This window comes from Microbacterium sp. zg-Y818, assembly GCF_030246905.1.
Lineage (GTDB): Bacteria > Actinomycetota > Actinomycetes > Actinomycetales > Microbacteriaceae > Microbacterium.
This window is the reverse complement of the sequence record NZ_CP126741.1, coordinates 1353467-1366999: the sequence shown is the minus strand read 5'-3', so window position 1 is coordinate 1366999 and position 13533 is coordinate 1353467. Positions and strand designations below refer to the sequence as shown.

Below are 13533 nucleotides of genomic sequence, written 5' to 3'. Positions count from 1 at the left end.
TGGCAGATCGTGCCAGGTATTCGTGGCGCGGATCGCGCGGACGTTGTCCGCACCGCACAAAGCGCCATCGTTCAGCCTACCCACTCAGCGCGCCGCGGTCGCGGGCCTGAGTGGTGCAGTCCGCAACGGTTTTCGCCCGCTGGGGCCGCATCGTGGCCGGTACCAGGATCGAACTGGTGACCTTCTCCGTGTAAAGGAGCTGCGCTACCGCTGCGCCAACCGGCCACCAGCCATCCTAGGCCTCTGTGGGAGCGTCGCTCGGGCGGTAGGTTGAAGGGGTGAACGCCAGCCCCGCCGACCAGCGCCGACTCCTCGACCTCACTGAACTCGATGCCAGGATCGCTCAGGCCGATCGGCTGCGCCAGAACCCCCCGCAGGGAGTCCGGGTGAAGGAGCTGCTCGCGCAGCGCCAGGCCTATTCGCAGGAGCTGTCGCGGCTGCTGGGCGCCCGTGACGACGCCCGCACCGAACTGGCACGCATCGAGTCGGACGTCGCCGTCGTGCAGGCGCGCAGCGACCGGGATGCCGGCCGACTGGCATCCAGCGCCAACGCCAAGGAGGCGCAGGGCCTCGAAAGCGAGATCGCGTCGCTTGCCAAGCGCAAGAGCGCCCTCGAAGACGCGGAGCTCGAGGTTATGGAGCGCCTGGAGCAGTGCGAGGCGGCCGTCGTCGCGCAGGAGGCCCTCATGGCGGAGACCAACGCCGAGGGCGTGCGCCTCTCAGACGAGGCGAAGGCGGTCGTCGCCGATGCGACGGCGCGTCTGGACCAGGCCAAGCGCGACCGCGCGGCCATCGTCGCAGCGCTGCCGGCCGACCTGGTCGCGCTTTACGACCGCACCGCGGCGCGCTCGACGGGCGCCGCCCTGCTGCGCCGCGGCACCTGCGAGGGATGCCGCATGGTGCTCTCGGGCACCGACTTGCAGAACCTCCGCGAGACGCCGGACAACGCCGTCGTCACCTGCCCCGAGTGCGGCTGCATCCTGGTGCGCACGGAGGAGTCCGGCCTGTGACCGTCTCCGTCGGTGCCCGGCGCTGAGTCGTCGCCGACGTGGATCGCCGTCGGACGTGATGGCGACGGCATCACCGCCGCACTGCTGAACGACCAGGGCGGCGAGACCGCCCGCGTGGCGGTCGCCGATCTGCCGTCCTGGGTGGCCGACGCCGAGACGGCCCACGCACCCCGGTGGGTGTGGAGCGACACCCCCACGTGGTACGACGGGCTGCTGGATGCCGGCGTGCGCGTTGCGCGCTGCCACGATCTGCGCCTGTGTCACGCAATCCTGCGCGGCAGCGTCTACGTGACCGACTCCGGGCCCCTGCGCGATGCGGGGGAGTGGGATGCCGCTGCCCCCGATCCCGGCGATTCGCCGCCGACGCTGTTCGAGTTCGAGACGGCATCCGCCCCCTCTCTGCCGCAGTCCCTCGACGCCGCCCTCGCCGAATTCGCCCGCCAGCGGGCGGCACTTGCCGGCGCGACCGAAGCGGGACGTCTGCGCCTGCTGCTGGCGGCGGAGTCCGCCGGCGCGCTGGTGGCCGCAGAGATGCGCGCCGCCGGGCTGCCCTGGGACGAGGCGGCCCATGACGGCATCCTCACCGAACTGCTGGGTCCTCGCCCGGCAGCGGGCAGCCAGCCGCGTGAGCTCGAACGCGCCGCGGCGCAGGTGCGCGCGGCGCTCGGAGACCCGACGGCGGCCCTGGACTCACAGCCGAAGCTGCTGCGGTCGCTGCACCGGGTCGGGGTGCTCGCCACGTCGACGAGCAAGTGGGAGCTGGCGCAGTACGACCACCCGGCGATCGCGCCGCTTTTGGAGTACAAGCGCCTGGCAAGACTGCTGAGCGCCAACGGGTGGGCCTGGCTGGACGAGTGGGTGCATGACGGTCGATTCCGGCCCGTCTACGTCCCCGGCGGCGTCGTCACCGGCCGCTGGGCGTCATCGGGCGGCGGCGCGCTGCAGCTGCCACGCCAGCTGCGTGACGCCGTGCGCGCCGATCCCGGGTGGGTGCTCGTGGTCGCCGACGTCGCCCAACTCGAGCCGCGAGTGCTGGCGGCGATGGCCGGCGACGTCGCGCTGGCCGAGGCGGCCCGCGGGCGGGATCTGTACGCCGGCATCGTCGAGCGCGGCGCCGTGTCGACGCGGTCCGAGGCCAAGTTCGCCATGCTCGGCGCCATGTACGGAGCGACAACCGGCGACAGCGGCCGGCTCGTGCCGGCATTGCGTCGCACGTTCCCTCGCGCCATGGCCCTCGTCGATGACGCCGCTCGGACGGGGGAGGAGGGCGGCATCGTCGCCACCCGGCTGGGCCGCACCTCGCCGCCGCCGTCCGCAGTGTGGCGCGCGGCACAGGGGCAAGCCGGCGACCCGGAAGCCACCGGCGTAGACGAGACCCGCGCGCGGCGCTGGGCACGCGATCGAGGTCGCTTCACCCGCAACTTCGTCGTGCAGGGCACCGCTGCCGAGTGGGCACTGGCGTGGCTGGCGGACCTGCGCGGCAGACTCGCCGCGCTGCCGGCGGTCCCTGCCCACGAGTCGGCCTCACGGTCCGGGCCCGCCTTTGAGCGGCGGGCGCACCTGGCGTTCTTCCTGCACGACGAGGTGATCGTGCACGCCCCCGCTGCGCAGGCGGATGCCGCGGCTCACGCGGTCGCCGAGGCGGCGGCATCCGCCGGGCGACTTCTGTTCGGCACGTTCCCGATCGACTTCCCCCTCGACGTGCGCATCGCGCAGTCCGCCCAGAAGGACTGAGTCACCCGCAGATCGCGGGCTTGATCTCGACCGGCGGCGCGTCGATCATCGGGGTGTGGAGCACGCTCGGCAGCACTTCGCTCTGGACCGGCCCGACGAAACTGAAGGCGAGCGTGCCGGTCCCTCCCGGGTCCAGCCGCAACTCGGCGGCCGTGTTAGCGAACCCCGCCTCGACCGCCTCCACCGAAGGCTGGCCCGTGCCGTCGAGGTGAACCCCGGCGGCTGACCACCCCTCGGGAGCCGCGACGGAGACGATCGTCCCGATCTGACCCGCCGGCACGCCCCAGATCCCGCCGCCGGTGACGCTCGGCGGGAACCGCTCGCCGGCGTCCCCCGGTGCGTCGCTTTCGAGAACGACGGAGACCGTCACCTCGGCGCGGCCGTCGGCGCCGCATGACGCCGCCACCTCGATCCCCGTGTGCAGGAAGACCCCCATCTTGCCGCCGGTGGTGTCGTTGAAGTACACGCCGAAGGCGTCGGGCCCGGCAGCGTCGTGGCGCGCCGCGGCGCCTCCCAGAACCGTGCCGGTCAGCCCGGCTTGAACGTCGGCATCGGGGCTCCACAGAGCCAGCCGCCCGGCCGCGACCGGTTCGGCCAGGACGCGCGCCCAGGCGAGAGGATCGATGCTGCGTGAGGTCAGCGCGCCGAACACCGAGTTGGTGACCCCCTGCAGGAACACCGTCTGCTCTTCGACGCTCAGGTTCTGGTACGGCTCGACCAGCAGCCGGGGGACCAGGTTGTCAGCGGTCAGTTCGCTGCCGTCGGCAAGGGCGATCGGGCCGGTCGCCTCGATGAAGGCGCGCATGACCAGCGGGTCCAGCGAGAGGACGGCATCCGGTGCTGTGCCGGTGCGGCCCAGCCACCACGCCGACGCGAGCTGGCCGGTGACGGCGAAATCGGCCGTCATCGACGCGTTCTGCGCCGATGTGGCCACGCCGTCACCGTAGAGCGCGGTCGTCCCCTCGGGCAGGGCCATGATCGGTTCGCTCTGGCGACGGAACTCGGTCGAATCGGCCTGCTCTTGCAGCGTCAGCGCGCCCCGGTCAGCGCCCACCAGCGCGAACGACTCCGTGATCCCCCCACCCGTGCGCAGTTCGGCGTTGTTCTGGAGCACGACCAGCAAGGTCCGCGGCCCGTCGGCACCGAGGAGACCCGGCAGTACGCCGGACGCCTGCGCCGCGATGTTGAGCGCGGGCTCCACCTGCTCGAGGGCGACCTGCAGCAAGTCCACGCCGGACGCGAGCGGCGGGAGCAGGCCTGCCTGTTCCACGGCATCGATCTCACTTCGCGCATCGGTCGACGCCTCGGCGGCGATCGTCAGGGGTTCGTGTGCGGCTGCGAGGGCGACGACGTCGACCATGGCGCCGTTGCCGGGAGGGCGGAACAGACCTGCGGCGGTATCGCCGACCGCGGCCATCGCGGAGGCGAGCGCGTGCCCGTGTTCCGCGATCACCCCGAGGGCGCCGACATCATCCCCGAACCAGGGCATCGTCTCGGCGACCGCCCACACCGGATCAGTCGCCGCCTGCGCGGCTCTGTCTGCGGAGCCCGACAGCTCGCCGACCAATCCTTGCGCGGCGGCGAGGTCACCTCGGTCCACGGCGCTGGAGAGGTGGCGCGCCGTCGACGCGACTTCGGACAACGCCAGACCCGCGCCGACGACCCGTAAGGCAGCCCAGCCCACCCCGGCGAGGAGCAGGCACAGCATCGCGATGCTCGCCCACACCAACCTGCGCACCGGAACAATCCGGTGCGCAGGAGGTGTCTGACTCACGACCGCGCGGAGCGGTGGCGACGAAGCAGCAGCAGACCCGCGCCGCCGGCGACGAGGGCACCGGCGCCGAGACCCAGCGGCAGCAGAGCGGCTGTCGTGCCGCCGGTGGCGGCCAGATCGCCCGATGCCGCGGCGCGCGGGCCGTTGGAGCCGGCGGTGGTCGCCGTGAGGCACTCAGGCGTCGCCTGCGGGTACGCGAGCGGCACGGAGACCGTCGGATTCACGCTGAGCACAGCGTTGACACCGGCGCGGGTCCACGCGAACTCAGGATCCGAGAGCACCCACTTTCCGTCGACAATCTCGTGTCCCGGCATTCCGAGGTCCGTGCCCTCCGCCCCGACGACGGTGCCGGGCCACGGCACCGTGCCCGACAGCCGGCCGTCGACGAGGTCGCCCAGCGCGATGGGGTCTGTCGACTGCACGCCGTTCGTCAGCACCAACGTCACCGCGGTCTCGGTCACCTGGGAGTCAGGGTCGTCCAAGGTTACGGAGTACTCGATGAACGGTGCGCCGCGAAGGCACTCGCCGACGGCGACCGCCGCGATCAGGCTGGACTCGACGGGCAGCTCCGGCGTGTACTCGTCTGGCGGCGGCGGCGTCGCGGCGGATGCCGCGGCCGGAGCTCCGAAGATCACGAGCGCGGCAAGCGCGAACGCAGAAACGGATGAACGAATCATCATGCCTCCCCAAAGGCTGATTGCGGACACCCCCGTGCCCGACCCCAATGGCGAGAGGCTACCTCAGCTCGGGCCAGGAAGCAACGGTGCGTGGGGCACGTCGGATGCGTCCGGACGGGCACCGGTAGACTTCTGGGGCGAATGGGTCGGCCGGACGGTCGCGTAGCGGGAAACCGCGCCGAGGAACGTCCGGGCTCCACAGGGCAGGATGGTGGGTAACACCCACCCGGAGTGATCCGCGAGACAGTGCCACAGAGAGCAGACCGCCGGGACTACCGTCCCGGTAAGGGTGAAAGGGTGGTGTAAGAGACCACCGGGGTCGTGGTGACACGACCTGCAAGGTAAACCTCGTCCGGAGCAAGGCCAGACAGGGGATGACGACGCGGCCCGCCGAGTCCCCGGGTAGGCCGCTGGAGCGGCACGGCAACGTGTCGCCGAGAGAGATGACCGTCGACGGGGCTTCGGCCCCCGAACAGAACCCGGCGTACAGGCCGGCCCATTCGCTCCGCTCAGCCCGCAACCGTATCCGCGAGAGAATCGGCGGCGCCGCCGACGGCATCCGCCCCGGCCGTCGTCAGTGCGAGAGCCGCAGCGCCGATGATGCCCGCATTGTTGCGGTGCACCGCAGGCACGATCGGGGTCTTCAGATCCAGCAGCGGCAAGAACTGGTCGGCGTGCTTGGACACGCCGCCGCCGACGATGAAGAGGTCGGGGCTGAAGAGGAACTCGACGTGGCTGTAGTACCACTGCAGCCGAGCGGCCCACTGCGGCCAGTCGAGGTTCTCGCGCTCCATCGCCGAGTACGCGGCGTAGGCCTCGGCGTCGGTCTGCTCGCCGGCGCGCTGCAGGTGGCCGAGCTCGGAGTTCGGGATGAGCACGCCGTCGTGGATCATCGCCGACCCGATGCCGGTGCCGAGGGTGGTGAGAATCGTCAGTCCGGCCTGTCCCCGCGCCGCGCCGAAGCGCAGTTCCGCGACGCCGGCCACATCGGCGTCGTTGGCGAAGTGGATCTCGCGCCCGAGACCCTCCTCGAAGAACTTCTCCGCTTCGAAGCCGATCCAGGTGTCGGCGACATTCGCCGCGGACAGCGTGCGGCCGTGCTTGACGATGGCGGGGAAGGCCACGCCCAGCGGTATCTCGGCGTCGCTGACGCCCAGCGAGTCCAGCACCTGGCGCACGGCAGCCAGCACGTCATCCGGCTCCGCGCCGGCGGGCGTGCGGACCTTGACGCGGTCGCTCAGAAGAACTCCGGACTCCAGGTCGACCAGGGCGCCCTTGATGCCGGTGCCGCCGATGTCCACCCCGACTGCCGTGATCGCATTGCTCATGACTCCAGCCTATCCAGGCCGTCGGGGGCCCTCGGTAAGATCGGGCTCGCACACCCACGAAGGAGCGGATCATGAGCAGCGGCGCCGAGAAGTTCTGGTACAACCTGACCACGGGCAAGGTCGAGCGGGGATACGAGTCACCGGCCGTCGATCGCGCCGGTCCGTTCGACACCGAAGAAGAAGCGGCGCGCGCACCGAAGCTGCTCGCCGACCGGTCCCGGGCATGGGCCGACGAAGAGGCCCGAGAGGACTCTTGGGGAGCCGGTTCCGCGCGGAGCGGCGAAGGCGCCGACGACCAGTAGGCTGGCCGAGGCGACACCCGCCGGAGGGGAAGCGATGGACAAGCAGCGTGACTTCGTACTGCGCACGATCGAGGAGCGCGGCGTCAAGTTCGTCCGCCTGTGGTTCACCGATGTCATCGGAACCCTGAAGTCGGTCGCGATCGCCCCCGCCGAGGTCGAAGGGGCCTTTGCCGAAGGTCTGGGATTCGACGGCTCGGCCATTGAGGGCCTCACCCGCTCGTACGAGTCGGACCTGCTCGCGCACCCCGACCCGTCGACCTTCCAGATTCTGCCGTGGCGCGGTGAGATCGACCCGACCGCGCGCATGTTCTGCGACATCACGACGCCAGACGGGCAGCCGGCCGTCGCCGACCCGCGCAATGTTCTCAAGCGCGCCCTTGCCAAGGCAGCCGACGCCGGCTTCACGTTCTACACGCACCCCGAGATCGAGTTCTACCTGCTCAAGTCGTCGTCGTACGGAGCGGATGGCCCCGAGCCCGTCGACTCGGCGGGCTATTTCGACAACGTCCCGGGTGGCACCGCACACGACTTCCGCCGTCGCTCGGTGCGCATGCTCGAAGACCTTGGAATCTCGGTCGAGTACAGCCACCACGAGGGTGGTCCCGGTCAGAACGAGATCGATCTGCGGTACGCAGACGCCCTGGCGACCGCTGACAACATCATGACGTTCCGCACCGTGATCAAAGAGGTGGCCATCGAGCAGGGCGTGTATGCCACGTTCATGCCCAAGCCCCTCAGCGGCAAGCCGGGCAGCGGCATGCACACGCACATGTCGCTCTTCGAGGGCGACACGAACGCGTTCTACGAAGCCGGCGCGCAGTACCAGCTGTCCAAGACAGGCCGTCACTTCATCGCGGGCCTGCTGCACCACGCACCCGAGATCGCGGCGGTGACCAACCAGTTCGTCAACTCGTACAAGCGCCTGTGGGGCGGCGACGAGGCTCCGAGCTTCATCTGCTGGGGCCACAACAACCGCTCCGCGCTGGTGCGCGTGCCCATGTACAAGCCCAACAAGGGGCAGTCTTCGCGTGTGGAGTACCGCGGCATCGACTCGGCGGCGAACCCCTACCTCGCCTACGCGCTGCTGCTGGCAGCGGGGCTCAAGGGAATCGAAGAGGGATACGAGCTGCCCCCCGAGGCGGAGGACAACGTCTGGTCGCTCACCGACGCCGAGCGCCGTGCCCTCGGCTACCCGCCGCTGCCTGCCAGCCTCGACCGGGCGCTCGAGCGCATGGAGGATTCGGAACTCGTCGCCGAGACGCTGGGCGAGACGGTGTTCAACTACGTGCTGCTCAACAAGCGGCGCGAGTGGCAGGAGTACCGCTCCCAGGTGACGCCCTTCGAGCTGAAGAGCAATCTGGAGATGCTCTAAAACCCCGCGCCCATGTCCACGAGCGAACGGTCGTCGGCTCTCACCGCTCTGGCGCGACAGGGGTTCACCCGTCTCGCCGAAGCGGATCAGCTCTTCGGTGAGCTGGAGGAGTGCCTCGGCCTGAGCCGGGCCCAGATCGGCGCGGACGCCGAGATCGCGGCCGACCCGAACGGCGCGCTCGACGCTCTGGCCCGCATCGCACGACGCGACCCCGAGCCGGTGCGCGCGCTCTTCGCCCCGCGCGGCGCGGCGCGATCCGCCTGGACCCTGCTGGGCGCCTCGACGGGGTTCGGCCAGTTCTACCTGCGGCATCCGGGGGAACTCGCGCACCTGCCGGTGACCGCCGAGGTGCTTCCCACCGCGACGGAGCTGCGGCAGAGCCTGCTGCAGTCGGTGGATGCGGTGGACGGGTTCGCCGCGGCGGGCGACGAGGCGGCGTGGGTCGCCCTGCGCGTGCGCTACCGGCGCATGCTCGCGCGCATCGCCGTGTATGACCTGTGCAGCCCCGCGCCCGAAGAGGTGCTCGCCCCGGTCGCCGCAGCGCTGGCGGATGCCGCGGGTGCGGCCTTGGAAGCATCGCTGTGCGTGGCGCGCACCCGGGTGACGGGGCCGACCGGTCCCGGGTTGTTCTCGCGGGAGCACGTGGCGGCGACGCAGCTGGCGATCATCGGAATGGGCAAAGCCGGGGCCCGCGAGCTCAACTACGTCAGCGACGTCGACGTGATCTTCGTCGGCGACGGTGATGACACCGTCGTGTCGGACCTCGGCGAGGGCCGCGTGATCGACATCGCGACGCGGCTGGCGGTGCTGACCATGCGCGGCGTCTCCAGCGTCGAGACGGAGCCGCCGCTGTGGGAGGTTGACGCGAACCTGCGCCCCGAGGGCACGCAGGGCGCGCTCGTGCGCACCCTCGACTCGCACCTGGCGTACTACGACCGGTGGGCCAAGAGCTGGGAGTTCCAGGCGCTGCTCAAGGCACGGCCCCTCGCCGGCGACGCCGACCTCGGCGCGCGCTACGTCGCCGCGGTGCAGCCGAAGATCTGGACGAGCGCCGCGCGGGAGAACTTCGTCGACAGCGTGCAGCGCATGCGCGAGCGCGTGACCGAGCACATTCCGGCGGACGACGTCCCGTACCAGCTGAAGCTCGGCCCCGGCGGCATCCGCGACATCGAGTTCACGGTGCAGCTGCTGCAGCTGGTGCACGGGCTCGCCGACGAAGCGATTCGGCAGCGGGGCACCCTCGACGCCCTCGACGCGCTGGTGGCCGAGGGCTACATCGCGCGCACCGACGCGGGCGTGTTCGGCCGCGACTACCGCATCCTGCGGGTGCTGGAGCATCGACTGCAGCTGCGTGGACTGAGTCGCACCCACCTCATGCCCCGCACGCCCGAGGGCCTGCGCGAGCTCGCCCGCGCCTCGCGCCTGGCCGAAACCGGCGACGCGGTCTGGACCCTCTGGGAATCCGTCAAGCGCGAGGTGCGGGAGATCCACGTGCGGCTGTTCTACAAGCCGCTGCTGTCGGCCGTGGCGGCACTCCCCGCCGAAGAGCAGAGGCTGTCGCCCGCGCAGGCGCACGATCGGCTCGCTGCGATCGGTTTCCGTGATCCCGCGGGCGCCCTCCGTCACATCGGAGCGCTCACCAGCGGCATCAGCCGCAAGGCCGCCATCCAGCGGCACCTCATCCCCGTCATGCTGCGCTGGTTCGCCGACGGCGTCGATCCGGACTATGGCCTCCTCGCCTTCCGCCGCATCAGCGAGCGACTGGGGGACACCCCCTGGTTCCTGCGCATGCTGCGGGATTCGTCGGGCGCGGCCGAACGCCTCACCCACGTGCTGTCGGGCTCGCGCTACGTCGGCGAGCTGATGGAGTGGATTCCCGAGTCGGTGGCCTGGCTCGATTCCGGCGAGCAGCTGCGCCCGCGCGCGGGTGTGGTGCTCGAAGAAGAGGCGCGGGCGATACAGGCCCGGCACCGCACCATCGAAGATGCCATGCGCGCCGTGCGGGCGCTGCGCCGCAGGGAGTTGCTGCGCCTGGCAATGGCATCCATGCTCGAGGATCTGTCGATCGAGCAGATCGCCCACGCGTTGACGACCGTCACCGAGGTCACGATCCAGGCGACGCTGCGGGCGGTGCGCCGCGAGGTCGTGCCGCCCGAAGACGACGAGCTGGACTTCTCGGTCATCGCGATGGGCAGATTCGGCGGCGCGGAGCTCGGCTTCGGGTCGGATGCCGATGTCCTCTACGTCTACCGCGCCAACGGCGTCGACCCGCAGCGGGCGCACGAGCTGGCGCTGAAGCTCGTGGCGGGTCTGCGCGCCCACTCCGAGGACAACCGGGTTCCGCTGGACCTCGACGCCGACCTCCGCCCGGAGGGGCGCAACGGCCCGCTCGTGCGCTCGCTCGAGGCGTATGAGGAGTACTACCGCCGCTGGTCGGTGTCGTGGGAGGCGCAGGCTCTGCTGCGCGCACGCGGTGTGGCCGGCAGCGTGAAGCTCATCGCCGCCTTCACCGAGATGGCCGATGCGGTGCGTTATCGGGCATCCGTCGATCAGCAGGCGGTGCGGGAGATCAAACGCATCAAGGCCCGCGTCGAGAACGAGCGTCTGCCGCAGGGCGCTGACCGATCCCGGCACCTCAAGCTCGGCCCCGGGTCGCTCAGCGACGTGGAGTGGCTGGTGCAGCTGCTGCAGCTGCAGCACGGGCACGAGATCGCAGGGCTGCGCACCACCTCGACGATGACGGCGCTGGCCGCCGCCGTGGAGGCCGGTCTCGTGCCGCAGGCCGCGGCCGAGCGTCTCGCCCACGCGTGGCGATTGGCCAGCCGGTTGCGGTCGGCCAACACCCTGCTGTCGGGTCAGACGAGCGACATCCTGCCCACCGACCGCCGGCGGCTGGACGGCATCGGGCGGCTGCTGGAGTATCCGCCCCGCTCGGCGACGCAGGTCGAAGAGGATTACCTCGGCGCCGCCCGCCGTGCCCGGCGCGTGTTCGAGAAGCTCTTCTACGGCTGAGTGGGGATCATGAGCGCAGCACGGGAGTCGGGTGGGTCCGTGACGACGATCCGCGCCATGACACCGGGGGACTGGCCCGAGGTGGCGGAGATCTATCGCGAAGGCATCGAGGACGGCGAGGCGACGTTCGAGACCCGTGTGCCGTCATGGCACGACTTCGACGCCGGAAAGCTGTCCGAGATGCGTCTGGTCGCCGTGGACGACGACGGCCGAGTGCTCGGCTGGGCCGCGGCGGCGCCCGTGTCGGCCCGTGAGGCGTACCGCGGGGTCGTCGAGCACTCCGTCTACGTCCTGCGCGCCGCCCGCGGGCGCGGCGTCGGCCGCTTGCTGCTCAGCGCGTTCGTCGATGCCGCCGATGCCGCCGGCGTCTGGACGATCCAGGCCAGCGTGTTCCCCGAGAACGCCGCGAGCCTGCGCCTGCACGAAGCGGCCGGGTTCCGCATCGTGGGTCGCCGTGAACGCATCGCCCGCGCCGGTGCCGGCCGGCACACCGGCAGCTGGCGTGACACCATGCTCATCGAGCGGCGCAGCGCCCGCAACGGCATCCGCTGAGTCCCGGCGACGGTGTCGCTGGAGACGCCACAACGCGCGTGCGCGAGCGTGGCCTGCGCATGCTCCCTCGAGGTGCCGCAGCCCGACGCGCACACCGTCGCCGATCCGGGTCGCCCGGCGGCGAAAACCTGACCGGAGAGGCCGCCCAGGCGGGAGATTGCCGACGTTGTGCACAGCGACGACCCAGGACCCGTCCCCACCCGCCCGTGATGCCGCCGCAGACAGCAGAAACCCCCCGGGCCGTGACCCGGAGGGGCTCCTGTGTGCGCTGGTGCGTCAGACGCCGAAGTACAGCTCGTACTCGAACGGGTGCGGACGGGCCGCGATCGGCTTGATCTCGTTCTCGATCTTGTACTCGATCCACGTCTCGATGAGCTCGGGCGTGAACACGTTGCCGCGCGTGAGGAACTCGTGGTCGGCACGCAGCGCCTCGAGCGAGTCGAGCAGCGAGTTCGGCACCTGCGGGATGTTCTTGGCCTCCTCGGGCGGCAGCTCGTAGAGGTCCTTGTCGACGGGCTCGTGCGGCTCGATGCGGTTCTGGATGCCGTCCAGGCCCGCCATCAGCTGCGCCGCGAAGGCGAGGTAGGGGTTGCCCGAGGCGTCCGGCGCACGGAACTCGACACGCTTGGCCTTGGGGTTCGAGCCCGTGATCGGGATGCGGATGGCGGCCGAGCGGTTGCCGGCCGAGTAGACCAGGTTGACCGGCGCCTCGTAGCCCTTGACCAGACGCTTGTAGGAGTTCAGCGTCGGGTTGGTGAACGCCAGCAGCGCGGGTGCGTGCGCCAGGATGCCGCCGATGTACCACCGGGCGAGGTCCGAGAGCTGCGCGTAGCCCTTCTCATCGTAGAAGAGCGGCTTGCCCTCGAGCCACAGCGACTGGTGGGTGTGCATGCCCGAGCCGTTGTCACCGAAGAGGGGCTTGGGCATGAAGGTCGCGACCTTGCCCCACTCGAGCGCGGTGTTCTTGACGATGTACTTGAACTTCAGGATGTCGTCGGCCGCGTGCACCATCGTGTCGAAGCGGTAGTTGATCTCCGCCTGACCGCCGGTGCCCACCTCGTGGTGCGAGCGCTCCAGGTGAAGGCCCGAGTCGATCAGACGCAGGCAGATGTCGTCACGCAGGTCGGCCTGCTTGTCGACGGGGCTGACGGGGAAGTAGCCGCCCTTGTAGGGCGTCTTGTTGGCGAGGTTGCCGCCCTCTTCGACGCGACCGGAATTCCAGGCCCCCTCCTCGGAGTCGACGTGGTAGAAGCTCGAGTTCTGCTTCACCTCGTAGCGCACGTCGTCGAAGATGTAGAACTCCGCCTCGGGCGCGAAGAACGCGGTGTCGGCGATGCCGGTGGAGGCGAGGTACTTCTCGGCCTTCTTGGCGACCTGACGGGGGTCCTTCGCGTAGATCTCGCCGTTGCGCGGGTTGTAGATGTCGAAGATCATGATCAGCGTCTTCGCCTCGCGGAACGGGTCGAGGTACGCCGTCGACACATCCGGGATCAGCTGCATGTCGGATTCGTGGATGTTCGCGAAGCCGCGGATCGACGATCCGTCGAACAGCTGGCCGACGGTGAAGAACTCCTCGTCGACCGTGGATGCGGGGATGTTGAAGTGCTGCTGCACACCGGGAAGATCCGTGAAACGGATGTCGAGGAACTTGACGTCCTCGTCCTGGATGAACTTCAGCACCTCTGATGAATCACGGAACATGCGCTCTCCAAAGGTGGGGCTTGTGTCGGGACCCGTCGGGACGGGCACTATCGAACCTATCCCGAGGGGGT

The 13533-nt window shown here is 70.3% G+C and carries 10 protein-coding genes, 1 tRNA gene and 1 other RNA gene; 7 read left to right on the top strand and 5 right to left on the bottom strand.

Going from position 1 to position 13533, the window contains the following annotated elements; all coding sequences use genetic code 11:
- Window positions 1–153: 153 nt before the first annotated feature.
- Window positions 154–225: transfer RNA gene (locus tag QNO21_RS06265), tRNA-Val, on the bottom strand.
- Window positions 226–278: 53 nt separating this feature from the next.
- Between QNO21_RS06265 and QNO21_RS06260 the strand changes: the two genes are divergently transcribed.
- On the top strand, window positions 279–1010 hold the full coding sequence (locus QNO21_RS06260) for a zinc ribbon domain-containing protein (protein ID WP_257516654.1): 732 nt from the start codon (window positions 279–281) through the stop codon (window positions 1008–1010).
- A gap of 12 nt (window positions 1011–1022) precedes the next feature.
- Window positions 1023–2744 carry a bifunctional 3'-5' exonuclease/DNA polymerase gene (locus tag QNO21_RS06255; RefSeq protein ID WP_257518919.1) on the top strand — a complete coding sequence of 574 codons (1722 nt, stop codon included), beginning with the start codon at window positions 1023–1025 and terminating at the stop codon, window positions 2742–2744.
- A gap of 1 nt (window position 2745) precedes the next feature.
- On the opposite strand, the gene QNO21_RS06250 is transcribed toward QNO21_RS06255, so the two are convergent.
- Together QNO21_RS06250 and QNO21_RS06245 are read right to left on the bottom strand one after the other, a co-directional pair.
- A complete protein-coding gene (locus QNO21_RS06250; protein WP_257518918.1) occupies window positions 2746–4482 on the bottom strand; it encodes a DUF4012 domain-containing protein in 1737 nt (578 codons plus the stop codon).
- 32 nt (window positions 4483–4514) lie between these two features.
- Entirely contained in the window at window positions 4515–5198 is a 684-nt protein-coding gene (locus tag QNO21_RS06245) for a cell wall protein (protein ID WP_257518917.1), read from the bottom strand.
- 139 nt (window positions 5199–5337) lie between these two features.
- Between QNO21_RS06245 and rnpB the strand changes: the two genes are divergently transcribed.
- Window positions 5338–5698: RNase P RNA component class A (gene rnpB / locus QNO21_RS06240), an RNA gene on the top strand.
- Window positions 5699–5704: 6 nt separating this feature from the next.
- Here rnpB and ppgK read toward each other — a convergent pair.
- Entirely contained in the window at window positions 5705–6523 is an 819-nt protein-coding gene (ppgK, locus tag QNO21_RS06235; RefSeq protein WP_257518916.1) for a polyphosphate--glucose phosphotransferase, read from the bottom strand.
- Between the two features lie 71 nt (window positions 6524–6594).
- Here ppgK and QNO21_RS06230 point away from each other — a divergent pair, with 71 nt between their 5' ends.
- Genes QNO21_RS06230 through QNO21_RS06215 form a run of 4 tightly spaced genes read left to right on the top strand, consistent with a single transcriptional unit; the run spans window position 6595 to window position 11761 of the window.
- Window positions 6595–6825 carry an SPOR domain-containing protein gene (locus tag QNO21_RS06230; RefSeq protein ID WP_257518915.1) on the top strand — a complete coding sequence of 77 codons (231 nt, stop codon included), beginning with the start codon at window positions 6595–6597 and terminating at the stop codon, window positions 6823–6825.
- Window positions 6826–6859: 34 nt separating this feature from the next.
- On the top strand, window positions 6860–8197 hold the full coding sequence (gene glnA / locus QNO21_RS06225) for a type I glutamate--ammonia ligase (RefSeq protein WP_257518914.1): 1338 nt from the start codon (window positions 6860–6862) through the stop codon (window positions 8195–8197).
- A gap of 12 nt (window positions 8198–8209) precedes the next feature.
- Window positions 8210–11209: a bifunctional [glutamine synthetase] adenylyltransferase/[glutamine synthetase]-adenylyl-L-tyrosine phosphorylase gene (locus QNO21_RS06220; protein WP_257516199.1), complete on the top strand. Its 3000-nt coding sequence runs from the start codon at window positions 8210–8212 to the stop codon at window positions 11207–11209.
- 9 nt (window positions 11210–11218) lie between these two features.
- Entirely contained in the window at window positions 11219–11761 is a 543-nt protein-coding gene (locus tag QNO21_RS06215; protein ID WP_257518913.1) for a GNAT family N-acetyltransferase, read from the top strand.
- A gap of 276 nt (window positions 11762–12037) precedes the next feature.
- Here QNO21_RS06215 and glnA (QNO21_RS06210) read toward each other — a convergent pair whose 3' ends face one another.
- The gene (gene glnA, locus QNO21_RS06210) at window positions 12038–13462 is read right to left on the bottom strand and encodes a type I glutamate--ammonia ligase (protein WP_257516200.1); all 1425 of its coding nucleotides are present in this window, start codon (window positions 13460–13462) and stop codon (window positions 12038–12040) included.
- Between the last annotated feature and the right edge of the window lie 71 nt (window positions 13463–13533).